At 66.6% G+C, this 18325-nt stretch carries 11 protein-coding genes; 8 read left to right on the top strand and 3 right to left on the bottom strand.

Going from position 1 to position 18325, the window contains the following annotated elements; translation table 11 throughout:
* The first annotated feature begins 374 nt into the window (after positions 1-374).
* Together cgtA and proB are read left to right on the top strand one after the other, a co-directional pair.
* Complete coding sequence (gene cgtA, locus D103_RS0112210) at positions 375-1445, top strand: Obg family GTPase CgtA (protein WP_018876991.1); 1071 nt, start codon at positions 375-377, stop codon at positions 1443-1445.
* A complete protein-coding gene (proB, locus tag D103_RS0112205; RefSeq protein ID WP_018876990.1) occupies positions 1442-2575 on the top strand; it encodes a glutamate 5-kinase in 1134 nt (377 codons plus the stop codon). Before cgtA ends, proB begins: the two co-directional genes overlap by 4 nt.
* Before the next feature lie 267 nt (positions 2576-2842).
* On the opposite strand, the gene xseA is transcribed toward proB, so the two are convergent.
* Both xseA and D103_RS0112195 read right to left on the bottom strand, forming a co-directional pair.
* On the bottom strand, positions 2843-4252 hold the full coding sequence (xseA, locus tag D103_RS0112200; RefSeq protein ID WP_018876989.1) for an exodeoxyribonuclease VII large subunit: 1410 nt from the start codon (positions 4250-4252) through the stop codon (positions 2843-2845).
* A gap of 11 nt (positions 4253-4263) precedes the next feature.
* The gene (locus D103_RS0112195) at positions 4264-5037 is read right to left on the bottom strand and encodes a DUF4197 domain-containing protein (protein ID WP_018876988.1); all 774 of its coding nucleotides are present in this window, start codon (positions 5035-5037) and stop codon (positions 4264-4266) included.
* A 193-nt stretch (positions 5038-5230) separates the two neighbouring features.
* On the opposite strand from D103_RS0112195, the gene guaB reads away from it, so the two are divergent.
* The 6 genes from guaB (at position 5231) to D103_RS0112165 (ending at position 17662) form a co-directional block, all read left to right on the top strand.
* A complete protein-coding gene (gene guaB, locus D103_RS0112190) occupies positions 5231-6691 on the top strand; it encodes an IMP dehydrogenase (RefSeq protein WP_018866382.1) in 1461 nt (486 codons plus the stop codon).
* Positions 6692-6755: 64 nt separating this feature from the next.
* Positions 6756-8333 (top strand): glutamine-hydrolyzing GMP synthase, encoded by a 1578-nt coding sequence (gene guaA, locus D103_RS0112185; protein WP_018876987.1) that lies wholly within the window; start codon positions 6756-6758, stop codon positions 8331-8333.
* A 436-nt stretch (positions 8334-8769) separates the two neighbouring features.
* The gene (locus D103_RS0112180; RefSeq protein WP_018876986.1) at positions 8770-12495 is read left to right on the top strand and encodes a PAS domain S-box protein; all 3726 of its coding nucleotides are present in this window, start codon (positions 8770-8772) and stop codon (positions 12493-12495) included.
* Between the two features lie 2 nt (positions 12496-12497).
* A complete protein-coding gene (locus D103_RS0112175) occupies positions 12498-15572 on the top strand; it encodes an ABC transporter substrate-binding protein (RefSeq protein ID WP_369772236.1) in 3075 nt (1024 codons plus the stop codon).
* Positions 15573-15596: 24 nt separating this feature from the next.
* Entirely contained in the window at positions 15597-15980 is a 384-nt protein-coding gene (locus D103_RS0112170; RefSeq protein ID WP_018876984.1) for a response regulator, read from the top strand.
* Entirely contained in the window at positions 15977-17662 is a 1686-nt protein-coding gene (locus tag D103_RS0112165) for a diguanylate cyclase (RefSeq protein ID WP_026280361.1), read from the top strand. Before D103_RS0112170 ends, D103_RS0112165 begins: the two co-directional genes overlap by 4 nt.
* 37 nt (positions 17663-17699) lie before the next feature.
* On the opposite strand, the gene D103_RS0112160 is transcribed toward D103_RS0112165, so the two are convergent.
* The gene (locus tag D103_RS0112160) at positions 17700-18281 is read right to left on the bottom strand and encodes a BLUF domain-containing protein (RefSeq protein WP_018876982.1); all 582 of its coding nucleotides are present in this window, start codon (positions 18279-18281) and stop codon (positions 17700-17702) included.
* Positions 18282-18325: the final 44 nt, after the last annotated feature.

The following is an 18325-nucleotide window of genomic DNA, read 5'->3' as shown; positions in this document are numbered from 1 at the left end:
GCCGGCTAGGGAGACGCTGATTGAATCGCACGTCCGCGTTGGTGCCCCCTGTTTTCCGAGACAAGGCGCGTCGTGCAGCGGGTAGTGGTTCTACCCGCAAGTGGCGCAACGCAGGCTCGGGGAACAGGGGGCACCAACCCGACAAGTGATTGAAAGAGCGGGCTCGGCCGCCCGTTGTTGATCGAAAACGGGCGCGCACACGGCGTTGCGGCTCCCTTGTGCAGAATGACTGCACGGCGGTCACCGCGCCTTGTTCGCACGCAAAAGCGACTCGAGCGCGGACGTGCGATTCAATCAGCGTCTCCCTAGCGAAGCGTTCGCGAAAAGCCCCGTTCGACGGGGCTTTTTTTGTTCTGTACTGCGGGAAACAAGCAATGAAGTTCATCGACGAGGCCACTATCACCGTGAAGGCCGGCGACGGCGGCAACGGCTGTGTCAGCTTCCGCCGCGAGAAGTACATCCCCTTTGGCGGCCCGGACGGGGGCGACGGCGGGGATGGTGGCTCCGTGTGGCTGGTGGGTGACGAGGGCCTGAATACCCTGGCCGACTTCCGTTACCAGCGTCGCTTCGATGCCCAGCGTGGCGAGAACGGCATGGGGCGCCAGCGCACCGGGGCCTCCGGCGAGGACCTGGAGATCCCGGTCCCGGTCGGCACCCAGGTGCGTGATGCCGAGACCGACGAGATCCTCGGCGACGTGACCCACGAGGGCCAGCGGCTGCTGGTCGCGCAGGGGGGCTTCCACGGGCTTGGCAACACGCGCTACAAGTCCTCCACCAACCAGGCGCCGCGCCAGAGCAAGCCGGGCACGCCGGGCGAGCTGCGCAAGCTGTCGCTGGAGCTGATGGTGCTGGCGGATGTCGGGCTGCTGGGGCTGCCGAACGCGGGCAAGTCCACGCTGCTCGCGCGCGCCTCCGCCGCGCGCCCGAAGATCGCCGACTATCCGTTCACTACCCTGATCCCGCAGCTGGGCGTGGTGCGCATCGGTGTGAACCAGAGCTTCGTAATCGCCGACATCCCCGGGCTGATCGAGGGCGCGGCCGAGGGGGCCGGCCTGGGCACGCGGTTCCTCAAGCACCTGGCGCGCACCCGGCTGTTGCTGCACGTGGTGGATGTGGCGCCGCCCGACCCGGAGGCCGACCCGCTGGTGGATCTGCGCACCGCGATCACCGAGCTGGAGCACCACAGCGACCAGCTGGCGTCACTGCCGCGCTGGATCGTGCTGAACAAGAAGGAGCTGCTGGACCCCGAGGATCTGGCGGCCCTGGTCGAGCGGGTGCGTGCCGACCAGGGGGCGGAACGTCCGGTGTTCGCCATCTCCGCCGCGACCGGCGAGGGCGTGGATGCCCTGCTCCAGGCCGTGATGCGCCATATCGAAGAGACCGCGCAGGCGGCGGCCGAGGCTGGCCGGCGCGATGCGATCGCCAACCCGGAGGACCCCGCGTGACCGCGGGGGACATGCGTGCGCTCCCGGCGATCCGCCGGGTGGTGGTCAAGATCGGGAGTGCCCTGATCACCGCGGATGGGGCCGGGCTCGACCGCCCGGCGCTGGAGTCCTGGGCGCACCAGATCGCGGCGCTGCGCCGACGCGGTCTGGAGGTCATCTTGGTCTCCAGTGGCGCGGTGGCCGAGGGCATGCGCCGGCTGGGCATGACCGAACGGCCGCACCAGTTGCATCACGTGCAGGCGGCCGCGGCGGTCGGCCAGATGGGGCTAGTGCAGGCCTACGAGCGCGAGTTCGCCAGCCACGACCTGCACGCGGCCCAGGTCCTGCTGACCCATGATGATCTGGCCGATCGCTCGCGCTACCTGAATGCCCGCAGCACCATGCAGGCGCTGCTGGAGATGGGCACGATCCCGGTGGTCAACGAGAACGACACGGTGGCCTACGAGGAGATCCGGCTGGGGGACAACGACACCCTGGCGGCGCTGGTCGCAAACCTGGTGGTGGCCGACCTGCTGCTGATCCTGACCGACCAGGATGGCTTGTTCGATCGCGATCCGCGCAAGCATGCGGACGCCCGCCTGATCGCCGAAGGCCGGGCCTCGGATGCCCAGCTGCACCACTACGTGGCCGCCGATTTCGGGCGCCTGGGGCGCGGCGGCATGGCGACCAAGCTGCTGGCCGCCGAACGCGCGGCGCGCTCCGGTACGCATACCGTGATCGCCTCCGGGCGCGAGGCGCAGGTGATGGGGCGGGTGCTGAAGGGCGAGCCGCTGGGTACCTGGCTGAAGCCGGACCGCGAACCCCTGGCGGCGCGCAAGCGCTGGCTGGCGGATCAGCTGCACTCGCGCGGGCAGTTGCAGCTGGATGCCGGGGCCGCGCGCGTGTTGCGCGAGTCGGGCAGCAGCCTGCTGCCGGTGGGGGTGGTCGGAGTCGAGGGCGATTTCCGCCGCGGCGAGATGGTGACCTGCCTGGACCCGGACGGGGTCGCGGTGGCGCGCGGGCTCACCAACTACGGGGCCAGCGAGATCCAGCGCATTCGCGGCCAGCGCGCCGACCGCATCGAGGCGGAGCTGGGCTACCTGCTGGAGCCGGAGCTGATCCACCGCGACAACCTCGTCCTGCTCTCCTGATTCGCCTGCGGGCGCGTACGCGTTCGTACCCAGCCGCCCTCGGCGGGGCTCCATGCACCCCCTGTGGGAGCGTGCTTGCACGCGAAGCCCCTGCCCGCGTCCGACTCTGGCAGGGGCTTCGCGTGCAAGCACGCTCCCACGGTGTATTGCGTGTGCCGAGCCGATCGCCATCCCGGCTCTGCGCCGCGCTGCGGCCCGGGATGACCCCGCGCCGCACGGCTCCCTGCTACGGGCTCAGCGTCTCCTTAAAGGCGGAGGCCGCGCGCCTCAGTCGTCGGTGTGGGTGGCGGTGACGTCGAGGTCCAGGCGGCCGCGCGCCAGGCGTGCGCGCAGGTGCTGGCCGGGGGCGGTCTGGTCCGCGCGGCGCAGGACCTCGCCCTCGGGGGTCTGCAGGATCGCGTAGCCGCGTTCCAGTACCGCCTCCGGGTCCAGGGAGCGGAGCTGGCGCGCGGTGGCATCCAGGTGGCGCTGGCGGGTGGCGAGCGCCTGCCGGGTGGCGCACTCCAGTTGCCGCTGGAGCCGCGCCAGGGCCTCCCGCCGCTGGGTGATGTCGTGGTCGGGGCGCACCCGGGCCAGACGCTGGCGCAGGTGCTCCAGACGCATGCGCGCGGCAGTCAGGCGGTTGCCGGGCGAGGCCCCGGCCAGGCGCAACTGGGCGCGCTGCAGCCGCGATCGGGCGCGTTCCTCGAGGCGTGACCAGGCGCGGTTCAGGCGCTCGCGCTGGTCGTCCAGGCGCTGGGCATTGCGCTCCAGGAGCTGGCTGGGGTGGCGGCGCTCCAGGCGGGTGTGCAGGGCGGTGAGGGTCTGCCGGTGGCGCGCGATGCGCTGGCCTAGCAGGCCGGTGAGGCGTTCGCGGGCCCGCGCCAGCTGGTGGCGCAGGGTGGCGGCATCCGGGCTGACGGCCTCCGCCGCGGCGGTCGGCGTGGAGGCGCGCAGATCGGCGACGAAGTCGGCGATGGTGGTGTCGGTCTCGTGCCCCACGCCGGTGACGATCGGGATGGGGCAGGCGGCGATCGCGCGTGCGACGCTCTCCTCGTTGAAGGCCTGCAGGTCCTCCAGCGAGCCGCCGCCACGGGCGAGGATAATCACGTCGACCCGGCCCTCGGCCGCAGCCTGTTCCAGCGCCGCGACGATCTGGCCGGCGGCCTGCGCGCCCTGGACGGCGGTGGGGTAAAGCGTGACCGGCAGCAGCAGCGGGAAGCGCCGCGCCAGGGTGCGCTCGATGTCGTGGCGCACGTCGCCCTGGGTGGAGGTGATCACGCCCAGGCGGTGGGTCCAGGCGGGCAGCGGCTGCTTGCGCTCGGCGTCGAACAGGCCCTCGGCGGCGAGTTTCTCCTTGAGCCGCTGGAAGGCGGCCAGCAGGCGCCCCTCGCCGGCCGGCTGCAGGGCCTCGACGATGATCTGGAACTGGCCACGGGCGCCGTAGATCCCGGCGCGCCCGCGGATCTGGACCGCGTCGCCGTCGGCAAAACGCGCCGCCTGGCGCGCCTTGCCGCGAAACAGCACGCAGTTCACCGAGGCGTTCTCGTCCTTCAGCGAGAAGTACTGGTGGCCCGAGGCATACTGGCGCAGGTTGGAGACTTCGCCCTCGACGCGCACCACGCCGAGGCCGTCGCGGAGCAGCCCGTCGGCGCACTGGTTGAGTTGGGTGACGGAAAAGACCGGGGTATCGCTCATGCGGCCCTCGCTTACAGGCGGCTGAAGACGCGCTGGAACACGTCGGTGCCGCGCCCGACCGGGTCGACCCGCAGGCGGGCCTCTTCCTCGGCCATGGCATGGAACAGGCCGTCCATGGTGTGCTCCAGCACGTGCTCGGCAAGGTCCAGACGCACGTTCGCGAGGAACGGGATGTCGCGCATGCGCGCCTCCAGTTCGCGATAGGTTGTCAGGGCCTCCACGGCGTCCAGGCTGTTCTCCACGACCGGGCGCATGGCATCGGTCAGGCGCGGGCGCATGTGGGCCTCCAGATGGCGGGTGGCGGCGTCCTCGTCGCCCAGCAGGATGCCCCGTGCATTGTTCAGGTCGAGGGCGAAGATGGCCCGGATGAAGGGCTCCCGTGCCTGCCAGACGGCGTCCTCGGCCGCGCGGTTCATGCGCTCCTCCAGGGTGTCCAGCGGCGCGGCCATACCCAGGCGCCCCAGGGAGCGCCGGGTGGTCGCGAGTACCTCGGGCAGGGGGATGCGCACGTCGGGATTGCCGTAGAAGCCGTTGCGCCGGCTGAGGGTCTCGGAGGCCGCGTGGGTCGCGATGACCAGTGCTTCGTGGACGGCCTCGATCAGCTCCGCGGTGGACAGCCCGGAGAACTCCGGCGGACGCGTGATCAGCGAGCGGAACATGTCCTGGCCGAAGCGCCACCAGTCGGCCTGGGCGCTGGACGCGGTGGCCAGGCCGAGGCCGGGGGCCAGCAGCAGGGCCAGCGCGGAGCGGCGGGTGATGCGGGCCGGGGGCGCGCGTTCGGGCATGGGTTCTCGCCTGGCGGAGGGTCCGGAGTGAACCGGCATCCTATCAGGGTGCTCCGGCAGCGTCTGCGATCCGCCCTTCGCAGGCCTGTGTGCGCTTGTCGCGGGAGAGTGCGAATTCTATACTGAAGGGCTATTTATCTACCCCCGGGATTTCCTCCCCCTGCGTCCCGGCGGGCCTGTCCTGGAGTGGTGCATGCGGATACTCGGTGAAGCCCTTACCTTTGATGACGTGCTGCTGATCCCGGGACATTCGGATGTCGTTCCGCGCGATGTCGACCTGAGTACCCGGATCACCCGCGAGATCACGCTGTCCGCGCCGGTGGTGTCGGCGGCAATGGATACGGTCACCGAGGCCAGCCTGGCGATCGCGATGGCTCAGGAGGGCGGGCTCGGTATCGTCCACAAGAACATGTCGGTGGAGGCCCAGGCGGCCGAGGTCCGGCAGGTCAAGAAATACGAAAGCGGCGTGATCAGCGAGCCGATCACCATCGGCCCGGGCGCCACTATCGGCCAGGTGGTGGAGCTCACCGAGGCCAATCACATCTCCGGCGTGCCAGTGGTGGATGGGAACGATCTGGTCGGCATCGTGACCTCCCGTGACCTGCGCTTCGAGACGCGGATGGAGGCGCCGGTCACCGAGATCATGACCCCGCGCGACCGACTGGTGACCGTGCCCGAGGGGGCCGACCGCGAGATGGTGCTGGAACTGCTGCACAAGCATCGCATCGAGAAGGTGCTGGTGGTCAACGACGACTTCCAGCTGCGCGGGATGATCACCGTCAAGGACATCCAGAAGTCCACCGAGCATCCCAATGCCTCCAAGGACGAGCGCGGCCGCCTGCGCGTGGGCGCGGCGGTCGGCGTGGGCGATGGCACGGACGAGCGCGTGGCCGCGCTGGTCGAGGCCGGGGTGGATGTGCTGGTGGTGGATACCGCGCACGGTCATTCCCAGGGCGTGCTCGACCGCGTTGCCTGGGTGAAGAAGCACTACCCGGACGTACAGGTGGTCGGCGGCAACATCGCCACCGCCGCCGCCGCGAAGGACCTGGTCGCGGCCGGGGCGGATGGCGTGAAGGTGGGGATCGGGCCGGGCTCGATCTGCACCACCCGCATTGTGGCCGGCGTGGGCGTGCCGCAGATCACCGCGATCTCGGATGTGGCCGAGGCGCTCCAGGGCACCGGCGTGCCGCTGATCGCCGACGGCGGCGTGCGCTTCTCCGGGGACCTGGCCAAGGCGATCGCCGCGGGCGCGGACTGCGTGATGCTGGGTTCGATGTTCGCCGGGACCGAGGAGGCCCCGGGCGAGGTCGAGCTCTACCAGGGCCGCTCCTACAAAATCTATCGCGGCATGGGCTCGCTGGGTGCGATGCAGCAGGGCTCCTCGGATCGCTATTTCCAGGACCCGAACGCATCGGCCGACAAGTTCGTGCCCGAGGGCATCGAGGGTCGCGTGCCGTACAAGGGCTCGATCGTCGCGATCATCTACCAGCTGATGGGCGGGCTGCGCTCGTCCATGGGGTATGTCGGCGCGCACAACATCGAAGAGATGCGGACCAAGCCGCACTTCGTCCGCGTGACCGCCGCCGGCATGCGCGAGAGCCACGTGCACGACGTGGCGATCACCAAGGAAGCCCCGAACTACCGAATGGACTGACCGGCCCGACACGGCCCGGTCCCGATACCCCACCGGCCGTCCGGCCGGTATAGCGGATGACCTCATGACCCAGGATCTTCACGCCCACCGCATTCTGGTGCTGGACTTCGGCTCCCAGTACACCCAGCTGATCGCCCGCCGCGTGCGCGAGGCCGGGGTCTACTCCGAGGTACACGCCTGGGACATGCCGGCGGCGGACATCCGCGCGTTCAATCCCACCGGGATCATCCTGTCCGGTGGCCCGGAGTCGGTAAATATCGACCAGCCGCCGCGCGCCGAGGACACAGTGTTCGAGCTGGGCGTGCCGGTGCTGGGGATCTGCTACGGCATGCAGACCATGGCCGCGCAGTTGGGCGGCCGGGTCGAGCCGTCCGAGCGTCGCGAGTTCGGCTACGCCCAGGTGCGCGCCCGCGGTCATACCCCGCTTTTGCGCGACATCGAGGATCACACCACACCGGAGGGCTACGGCCTGCTGGACGTGTGGATGTCGCATGGCGACCACGTGACCGAACTGCCGGAGGGCTTTCGCCTGATGGCCTCCACCGACTCCGCGCCGATCGCCGGCATGGCCGACCCGGAGCGCGGCTTCTACGGCGTGCAGTTCCATCCCGAGGTCACGCACACCACCCAGGGCCAGCGCATCATCGAACGCTTCCTGCACGAGATCTGCGGCTGCGAGGCGCTGTGGACCGCCGACAACATCATCGACGACATGGCCGCGCGGGTGCGCGAACAGGTCGGCGACGACCACGTGGTGCTGGGCCTGTCCGGCGGGGTGGACTCCTCGGTGGTCGGTGCGCTGCTGCACAAGGCGATCGGCGACCAGCTGACCTGCGTGTTCGTGGACACCGGACTGCTGCGCGAGGGCGAGGGCGACCACGTGATGGCGACCTTCGCCCGCCACATGGGCGTGAACGTGATCCGCGTGGATGCCGAGGACCGCTTCATGCGTGCGCTCGCCGGGGTCGAGGATCCGGAGGCCAAGCGCAAGGTCATCGGCGGGCTGTTCATCGACGTGTTCGACGAGGAGGCCGCGAAGCTGAACAACGTGCAATGGCTGGCCCAGGGCACGATCTACCCGGACGTGATCGAGTCGGCCGACTCGAAGACCGGCAAGGCGCATGTGATCAAGTCGCACCACAACGTGGGCGGCCTGCCGGAGAACATGAAGCTGGGGCTGGTGGAGCCGCTGCGCGAGCTGTTCAAGGACGAGGTGCGCAAGATCGGCGTGGAGCTGGGCCTGCCCACCGAGATGGTCTACCGCCACCCGTTCCCGGGGCCGGGTCTGGGCGTGCGCATCCTCGGCGCCGTGAAAAAGGAATACGCCGATCTGCTGCGCCGGGCCGATGCGATCTTCATCGAGGAGCTGCGCAAGGCGGATCTGTACGACAAGACCTCGCAGGCGTTTGCGGTGTTCCTGCCGGTGAAGTCGGTCGGGGTGATGGGCGACGGTCGGCGCTACGATTACGTGGTCGCGCTGCGCGCGGTGGAGACCATCGACTTCATGACCGCGCGCTGGGCGCACCTGCCGTACGACTTCCTCGATCACGTCTCGCGCCGGATCATCAACGAGATCCCCGGCATCTCGCGCGTGACCTACGACATCTCCGGCAAGCCTCCCGCCACCATCGAGTGGGAATAGTCCTCTTGGACGGCGTCTCTTAGGGAGACGCTGATTGAATTGCACGTCCGCGTTGGTGTCCCCTGTTTTCCGAGACAAGGCGCGTCGTGTAGCGGGTAGTGGTTCTACCCGCAAGCGGCGCAACGCAGGATCGGGGAACAGGGGGCACCAACCCCACAAGCCATCGAAATCAGGGGCTCGGCCGCTTTTGCGCGCGCACGGCGTTGCGGCTCCCTTGTGCAGAATGACTGCACGGCAGTCACCGCGCCTTGTTCGCACGCAAAAGCGACTCGAGCGCGGACGTGCGATTCAATCAGCGTCTCCCTGGTTGGGGCAGAAAGCTGGACGTGGCAGTATCGGGTATTCCCGAGTTGTGCGTGGTCCAATTCTGTTGAAAACGCCTCCCTGCCCCGGCAACGAAAAAGAGCGGCTGCGAGCGCTGCGGGCTCGAGGGCTATTGGATACCGCGGCTGAGGAGCGGTTCGACCGACTGACGCGTCTGGCGCGGCGGATGTTCGGGGTGTCCATCGCGCTGGTTTCGCTGGTGGATGAGGACCGGCAGTGGTTCAAGTCGCGGCAGGGTCTCGAGGTGGCGGAGACCGGGCGTGATGTCTCCTTTTGCGGGCATACGATTCTCGGGGGCGATATCTTCGAGATTCCCGATGCGCGCGCGGACGCCCGGTTTGCCGACAACCCACTGGTGACCGGGGAGCCGCAGATCCGGTTCTACGCCGGTGCACCACTGACAACCTCCGACGGTTACCGGATCGGGACGCTTTGCCTGATCGACGGCCGGCCGCGGCAGTTGAGCGAGGACGAGCGACGCTCCCTGCGTGACCTCGCCGATGCGGTCGCGGCGGAAATCGACTCCACCGAACAGCGGGCGCTTGGCAATGCGCTGGGGGATCTGCGGCAGCTTGGCGAGGTGATTACCCGTGCGCAGTCGGCGTTTATTCGCGATGCCGATCAGGACCGTGGGCAGGTCTTTGACGGACTGCTGGCGGATATTCTCGAGCTGACCCACAGCGAATACGGCTTTATCGGAGAGGTGCTGCACACGCCTGAAGGTTCGCCTTACCTCAAGACCAGTGCCATCACCAATATCGCCTGGGATGACGCGACCCGCGCCTTCTATGCGGCCAACGCACCCCAGGGGCTGGAGTTTCACAACCTGGAGACCCTGTTCGGCGCGGCCCTGACCGGCGCGGGGCCGGTGATTGCCAATGACCCCGCCGGAGACCCGCGCAGCGGCGGGTTGCCCGAAGGACATCCGCCGCTCAAGGCCTTTCTGGGGATACCCATCGAGTACGGGGGCGAGCGGATCGCCGTGCTGGGGATCGCCAACCGTCCGGGTGGCTACGACCCGGAACTGGTGGAGTTTCTGCAGCCGCTGCTCGCCACGCTGGGGCAGTTGGTGGATGCGGCTCGCACTCGTCGTCGTTACCGGGCGGGCCAGTTGGAGCGGGCGCGGCTGTCCCGGGTGGCGAGCGAGACGACCAATGGCGTGATCATTACCGACGCCGACGGTCGGGTCGAGTGGATCAACGACGGCTTTACCCGCTTGAGTGGCTACACCCTGGACGCAATGCTTGGCCGCCAGCCGAGTGAACTGTTGCAGGGTGCCGGGACCGATCCGGAGACGGTAGCCCGGATCGGTGGGGCGCTGGCGCGTGGCGAACCATTCGTTGAAGAGCTGTTGAACTACCACATCGACGGCCACCCGTACTGGGTGCGGATCCACTGCACCCCATTGCGCGACGAGCAGGGGGTGTTGCAGGGGTTCATCGCGATCGAGTCCGATGTGACCCGGGAACGCGAGGATGCCGAACGGATCCGCGAGAGCGAGCAACAGTTCCGCTCGCTGGTCGACAATATCCCCGGAATCACCTATCGCTGCCTGCCGGATTCGGACTGGACCATGCTCTACATGAGCGACCAGGTGGATCCGCTGTCGGGCTATCCTGCCAGCGACTTCATCGACAATGCCGTGCGCAGTTACGCCAGCGTGATCCACGAGGATGATCAGGCACGAGTCCAGGATGCGGTGGAACAGGCCTTGAGCGCCGGCAACGACTGGTCCGTTGAATACCGTATTTGGCATCGTGACGGCAGTATCCGCTGGGCCCAGGAACGGGGCTCCGCCATTCGTGATCCGGATGGCCGAGTACGCTACCTCGACGGCTTCATCCTCGATGCGACCCGGGAACGGGAACATCGTGAACAGCATCAGCGCCAGCTGGACGCGTTCGCGGCGCTCAACGAGATTGCATCCCTGGTGGCGCTGGACCTCGATGACCAGCTCGAGCGCGCGCTACAAATGGGGGCCGACTTTCTTGGGCTGGAACTGGGCATCGTCAGCCGGATCCGCGGCGACGACTATACGGTGCGTGCGTTCGTCGCGCCGGCTGGCGCCCCTCTCGAGCGTGGTCAGCGCTTTGCACTCGGGCATACCTACTGTGCGCTGACCCTTGCGCACAACGACCTGCTGACGATCGAGCACATGGGCGCGTCCGAGCACCAGGGCCACCCGTGTTACGCGGACTTCGGCCTGGAAGCCTACATCGGTGTCGTGCTGGAGGTTGAGGGGCAGCGCTTTGGCACCCTGAACTTTTCGTCGGCGCACCCCAGACGGGCCGCGTTCAGCGAGGGTGAACGCATGTTCGTGCGTCTGTTGGGGCGCTGGGTGGCGGCGAGCCTGGAGCGGGAACAGTCGCACGAGCAGTTGAAGAAGCTGACCTCACTGGTGCCGGGTATGGTGTATCAGTATCGGCAGTGGCCGGACGGCCGCGTGGCCTTCCCGTACAGCAGCCCCGGCATCCGGGACATCTACGGCATCAGCGCAGAGGCGGCACGCGAGGATGCCAGCGCGGTGTTCCGCCGTCTGCACCCGAAGGACCGGGATCGGGTGGCGCAGTCCATCGAACGGTCACGGCGGGAAATGAGCAACTGGCATTGCGAGTATCGCACCCTGCGGGATGATGGTCGCGTGGGGTGGGTGCAGGGTCACGCCTCGCCCGAGCCCCTCGACGACGGCAGTACGCTGTGGCACGGATATATTCGGGATATCACGGATGAAAAGGAGGCCGAGCTGGCCGTCGCGGACAGCGAGGCCCGCCTGCGGGGGCTGTTCGAGCTCTCACCGGTGGGGATCGCGCTGAACGATTACGAGACCGGGGCGTTTGTGGATCTCAACGCGGCCCTGTTGCGCCCGACCGGTTATACCCGCGAGGAGTTCGTTGCACTCAGCTACTGGGATGTCACGCCCCGGGAGTACGCAGCGCAGGAAGCGCAGCAACTGGAGAGCATGGAACAGACGGGCCGTTACGGCCCCTACGAGAAGGAATACATCCGCAAGGACGGCACCCGGTATCCCGTGCTGCTCAACGGAATGGTCGTGCACGACAAGTCCGGTCGCAAACTGATCTGGTCCATCATCGAGGATATCTCCGAGCGCAAGCGCATCGAGCGCATGAAAAACGAGTTCATCTCCACCGTCAGCCACGAGCTGCGCACGCCGCTCACGTCGATCTCCGGGGCCCTGGGCCTGCTGACGGGCGGGGCGGCAGGAGCGTTGCCGGAGCGGATGCAGGAGATGCTGGAGATTGCCCACAAGAACAGCCAGCGCCTGGGGCTGCTGATCAACGACCTGCTGGACATGGAAAAGCTGGTGGCCGGCAAGATGCGCTTCGAGATGCAAGAGCAGCCGCTGTTCCCGTTGCTGGAGCAGGCTGTGCGCAGCAACCAGAGCTATGCCGACCAGTACGGGGTGCACCTGGTGCTGGATGTGGAGGATGACGGGGTCCGGGTCGAAGTGGATGCCGACCGCCTGCAGCAGGTGCTGGCCAATCTGCTCTCCAACGCAGCCAAGTTCTCGCCGGAGGGTGGCGAGGTGCGGATGACGATGGAGCATGGCGAGGCGCAGGTGCGCGTCTCGGTGATCGATCACGGCCCCGGGATCCCGGAGGCGTTCCGCGAACGCATCTTCCAGAAGTTTTCCCAGGCCGATGCCTCCGACACCCGCCAGAAGGGCGGTAGCGGCCTGGGGCTGGCGATCACCCGGGAGCTAGTGGAGCGCATGGGCGGTGAGGTCGGGTTCGACTCCGTGCCGGACGCGGGGGCGACCTTCTGGTTCGACCTGCCACTGACCGGACAGGGCCGGGGCAAGCATGGGGGTGCCCAGTGAATGTGGGGAGCGTAAGGCTCGGCCTGATGCCGCCACTGACCGGCCTGGTCAGCATATACGGAACGGAAATCCTCCGCGCCGCCGAGATCGCCTGTGCCGAGATCAACGAACAGGGCGGTGTGCTGGGCCGGCCACTGGAGCTTGTGGTCGAGGATGACGGCAGTTTGCCGGAGAGCGCGGTCGCCGCAGCGGAAAAACTGGTCAAGCAGCATGGCTGCGCCGCCATCATTGGCAACCTGCTGTCCAACTCCCGTATCGCCGTTGCCTATCGCGTGGCCGAACCGAACCGGGTTCCGCAGCTCAATTTTTCCTTCCACGAAGGCAGTATCGATAGCCGCTATTTCTTCCACTTCGCCGCCCTGCCCAATCAGCAGATCGACCGCATGATCCCCTACATGCGGGAGCAGTACGGCCCGCGGTTTTTCTTTGCTGGCAACAACTACGAATGGCCCCGCGGCTCCATTGCAGCCGCCAAGGACGCGTTGGCGAAGTGCGGCGGTGAGTCGTTGGGTGAGGAATACCGCGACCTCGGCGTGGCCGTAGAGGAGATTGATCGCCTGCTCGATGTTGTTGCGGCGGCAGCCCCCGACGTCTTTGTGCCCTACTTTGCCGGAGCCGACCAGATCAACCTGCTTACGCGCTTTTCCGAGCGTGGACTCAAGTCAGGTATTGCTGTGGTTATGGGGCACTACGACGAGATGATGGCGAGCAAGCTGCCGCCAGAGGTGCGTGAAGGCCTGTACTCCAGCAACACCTATTTCATGAGCGTTGACAGCGATGCCAATCGTGATTTTATGGAGCGGCTTGCACAGATGCCCGATGTCAATGGCATCTGGCCGCATGGCAATGGCACCGTCACCAACTTCAGCGAGGGCGCCTATGTCTGTGTGAAGGCATTTGCCACGGCAGCCAATGCCGCCGGCAGCACCGATTCCGAGGCGCTGGTCGATGCACTCAAGACCGTCCGCGTGACGGCTCCGCAGGGCAGTGTGGTGATGGACCCGGAGACCCAGCATGCCGCGGTCAACTGCTATCTGACCCGATGCAACCGCGAGGGTGTCTTCGACATCATCCAGGCATTCGAACTACAGCCACCGGTGATTCCCGAGCGTTACCGTCACCAGAAAATCAGCAGTCACGCCACCCTGGAGGACGATATTCGTCTGCAGGCGCGAATGCTGGAGCAGATGCAGGGTGGGGTGTTGCTCATCGATTCGGGCAGCCAGGCCGTCATCTACGCCAATGCCGGCGCTGAGAAGATGTTCGGATACGAGCGTGGCGGACTGGTCAACACTCCGTGGCAGCAGCTCGGCCCGCCTGGTCGCGAATCTGGCGCCAGTCGGCTGGAGGATGTCGCCACCAGCATCCTGCAACATGGCGCCTGGGAAGGGGAACTGCGACAGCGGCACCAGAACGGCACCGAACTCGACTGTATGGTTTCTTTCAGCACCTTCACTCACCCGGTACAGGGAGAGGTGTGGCTTGCCGTCTACACCGACATAACCGACCGCAAGCAGGCTGAACGCAAATTGCGCGAGAGCGAGCAGCGCTTCCGGGATGCCACCCAGCAGTTGACGCTGGCCACCGAGGCGGCGCAGCTGGGTGTATGGGATTTGAACCTGACCAGTGGGCGGCTTGACTGGGATTCCGGGATGTTCCGTCTTTACGGCGTGTTACCCCGCGATTTTGGTCACCATGCCGATGACTGGAGGCGCGCCTTGCTGCCCGAAGACGTGGAGCACGCAGAAGCCAGCCTCGAAACGATCCTTGAACGTCCCGGGACACCCCGCGAGTTCACGTTCCGAATTCTCCGGGGCGATGGGGCGACACGTCATATTCGCGCTATGGCACAGGCGATAACCGATGCGGCAGGTGTGGTCGTGCGGGCGACTGGCGTGAACGAAGACGTAACCGAGCGTATAGAGGCGGAGCGAGCCCTGGCGGAGCAGGCGCTTCGCACGCAGACGATCATCGATAACATCGTAGACGGGATCATCACGATCGATCGCGATGGGTTGATCCAGTCGTTCAATCCGGGTGCAAGTCGCATCTTCGGGTATATGCCCCGTGAGGTTGCCGGTCGCAATGTAAGCGTGTTGATGACCGGGCCTGATCGTGAGAGCCATGACGTATACCTGCGTAATTATCAGGCCACTGGCAACCGGCGGGTGATTGGCACCAGCAGGGAACTGCAGGGGCGCCGCAAGGATGGAACCGTGTTCCCGATGGAACTCGCCGTATCGGAGGTCACGCAACACGGCGAGCCCCTCTATGTGGGGGTTGTGCGTGACATCACCGAACGCAAGCGGGTGGAGCGCATGAAGAACGAATTCGTCTCCACGGTCAGCCACGAACTGCGGACACCACTGACGTCGATCTCGGGCGCCCTCGGGATGATTGCCAGCGGCGCGCTCGGCGAACTGCCCGGCAAGGTCGGCGAAATGGTCACGATTGCCCAGCGCAACAGCCAGCGGCTAACGCTGTTGATCAACGATCTGCTCGATATGGAGAAGATCGCGGCGGGCAAGCTGCACTTTGATATGCGTGCGGAGCGGCTCGAGCCGCTGCTCGAACAGGCGCTCGAGAGTTATCGGGGTTATGCCGAACAACACCAGGTCCAGCTGGTGCTCGATAGTGGCGCGCCCGGGGTTGCGGTTCGGGTCGATGACCAGCGCCTGTTGCAGGTGCTCGCCAATCTTCTGTCGAACGCAGTGAAGTTCTCGCCCCCGGGCGGCAGCGTGCGGGTTTCGGTGCAGGCGTTGAGTGAACCGACTGAAGGCGTCCGGGTCAGTGTGGCGGATGATGGGCCGGGTGTTCCGGACAACTTCCGCGAGCAGATCTTCGGGAAATTCGCACAGGCGGATGGCTCCGACAGCCGAACGAAGGGCGGGACCGGGCTCGGCCTCGCGATTAGCCGGGAACTGGTAGAACATATGGGCGGGCGTATAGGCTTTGACTCCGTGGAGGGCGAGGGAGCGACATTCTGGTTCGAGTTGCCGCTTGCCCGCGATGCGAATGGTTATCCATCCAGTTCAGAACCAGGGTCCGGCTACGGCCCGCACGTCACGGACCCGTAGCGGTTCACCCCAGGGGAGTCGAAAGTGTCCGAGTTGCAACGCATTCTCTATGTCGAAGACGAGCCGGATATTCAGGCGGTTGCCGAACTGGCCCTGGAGACGGTGGGTGGTTACACCGTGAAGACCTGTGCTTCGGGCGAGGAGGCGGTACGCGATGCCGAGGCATTTGCACCAGACCTGATCCTGCTGGATGTGATGATGCCCGGGATGGATGGTCCCACGACCCTGGAGGCCCTACGCGGGATTCCGGCGCTGGCCGAGGTGCCGGTGGCGTTCATGACCGCCAAGGTGCAGCCCTCCGAGATCGCACACTACAAGTCGCTGGGGGCGCGTGACGTGATCGCCAAACCGTTCGACCCCATGACGCTTTCCGACGAGGTACGGCGGATCTGGCAGGGGGCGGCATGACAAGTGCTGGCGCCGAGCAGGCCTTGAAAGACCGTCTGGCACAACTGCGTGCTCGGTATCTGGAACACCTGCCGGATGAGCTAGCTGCATTGAGTTCTCTGCAGGGCCGGTTGGCCGGGAAGGAGCAGGACCGCGAGGTGCTGGACGAACTGCAACAGCGTCTGCACAAGCTGGCCGGCAGCGGGGGCAGTTTCGGCTGTGCGTCGCTGAGCACGGCAGCCCGTGCGCTGGAGCAGCGAATCGGGGACTGGCTGCAGGTGCGGGAATTGGCGCTGGATGCGCCGACTCGGCGGTCCCTGGCGAACGAGCTGGCGGCCCTTGCGCGTACGGTGCCCGAAAGCCCGGAGCGCTCGGCGGTCCGGTGGGTGCCGGAGGCCTGGAGTGCCACCGAGAGCGCTATGGCAATTTGGCTGGTCGAGGACGATGCGGAACTGGCCCGCCAACTCAAGCAGCAGCTGGAATCCTTCAACTACGAGGTTCGGGTGTTCAAAGGCATCGACGCGCTCCGGCGGGCGGTGGAAGACCAGCAGCCGGATCTGCTGCTCGTGGATGTCATGCTGGAAGATGGTCGCGAAAACGCGACCGAGCGGCTGGTGGATTGCCCGCAGGTGCAGGCGCTGGATTGCCCGCTGATCTTCATCTCCGTGAATGACGACTTCCCGTCGCGTGTGCGCGCGGTTCAGCTGGGCGCGCAGGGGTATTTCCTGAAACCGCTGGATGTACCCCGGCTCGTGAGCCGCATCTCGCAGATCTTCGAGGAGCGCCATGCGCCGGCGCAACGGGTGCTGATCGTGGACGACGACGCCGATCTTGCCGAGCATATGCGGCTGGTGCTGACCGCGGCCGGGATGGAGGCCCGGGTGCTGGATGCGCCGCGCGAGATCATGGATACGATCGCCGCCTTTCGGCCGGAACTGGTGCTGATGGATCTGTATATGCCCGAATACGCGGGCACCGACCTGGCGGGGGTGATCCGCCAGCACGAGGCCTATATCCATCTGCCGATTGTGTATCTGTCCGCGGAAACCGATATCGAGCGCCAGATCGAGGCCATGGGTCGGGGCGCGGACGACTTTCTGACCAAGCCGATTTCCGACCTGCAACTGGTGGCAGCTGCCCGCTCGCGGATCGCGCGCGCACGCCAGCTGGAGGAGCGGATCAGCAAGGACAGTCTGACCGGACTGCTCAAGCACGCCAGCATCAAGGAGGCCGCCAGTCGGGAGGTGTTGCGCGCTAGACGGATCGGGCGACCCGTCACGCTTGCGATGCTCGACATCGACCACTTCAAGAGAGTCAACGATACCTACGGGCATGCCGTGGGAGATGTCGTGATTATGTCGATCGCGACCTTGCTGCGACAGCGCCTGCGCCAGTCCGACATCATCGGCCGCTATGGCGGGGAGGAGTTTGTCGCGGTGCTGCCGGAATGCGAAGCGGAACATGCCCGACCGGTGCTGGAGGAAGTTCGGCGGAACTTCGCTGCTCTGGAATTCAACCACCAGGGGGAGCGCTTTGGCAGCACCATCTCCATCGGCATGGTGTGCTCGGCCGATTACCCCGACCAGGATGGGCCCGAACTGCTGGTTGCCGCCGACGAGGCGCTCTACCGGGCCAAGCGGGGTGGGCGCGATCAAATCCAGCAGGCGTTCCCGGCGCCCGCACCCGACGTCACGGATTGTTGAAGGCGGCGGGCCGGGCTGCCGGTATGTCCCGAGGTCTCTACGACGTGACGAGCAGGTAGGTCGCGGCTCCGATCACGCCGAGCACGATCGCCACCGTGACCAGGCCGACCCCGAGCAGGGCACGGCTTGCGCCAGGGGTGGCATCTCCCGGGTTGGAAGCGGTGGAGCTCGCAGCTACGCCGTGGGTGGTATCGCGGCCTTGGCGCAGCAGGTCCAGCATCGCGTCGATGCGGTCGTTGTCGAAGGCGAACGGGTCGAACTGGCGCTGGCCGAAACGTTGCAGCAGCTGCCGGACGTCCACGGCCGCTGGAACGTATTTCATCGACCATTCCCCGAAGCCGGGGTCGTCCAGTGACTGTTCGCGCAGCACACGGACCTCCTCGTGGCGTTCGTCGCGGCGGATGCGGTCGAGGGTTTCCCGTACCGTATCCGGCTCGCCCTCCAGGCACTGGAAGAAGTGGCCATCCCCGTAATAGAGCGCGCCCACGATCCCGCCGCGCGGGTTGTTCTGGCGCGACTGCATCAGGATACGGCTGACCTCGGGTTCGATGCCCTGGCTGGAGGCGGTTTCGGGAAACGTGGCGCGCGAGGCGTAGACGAGCTGGAGAATGGCGGGCATGCGGGCGTCCGTTCCGGGGCGATATGAAGAAGACCGCCCGCGCC

Origin of the sequence: Thioalkalivibrio sp. ALE31, assembly GCF_000377405.1 — a bacterium.
In the GTDB taxonomy this organism is placed as follows: domain Bacteria; phylum Pseudomonadota; class Gammaproteobacteria; order Ectothiorhodospirales; family Ectothiorhodospiraceae; genus Thioalkalivibrio.
The sequence above is the reverse complement of the archived record's forward strand: the minus strand, read 5'-3'. Positions and strand labels throughout refer to the sequence as shown.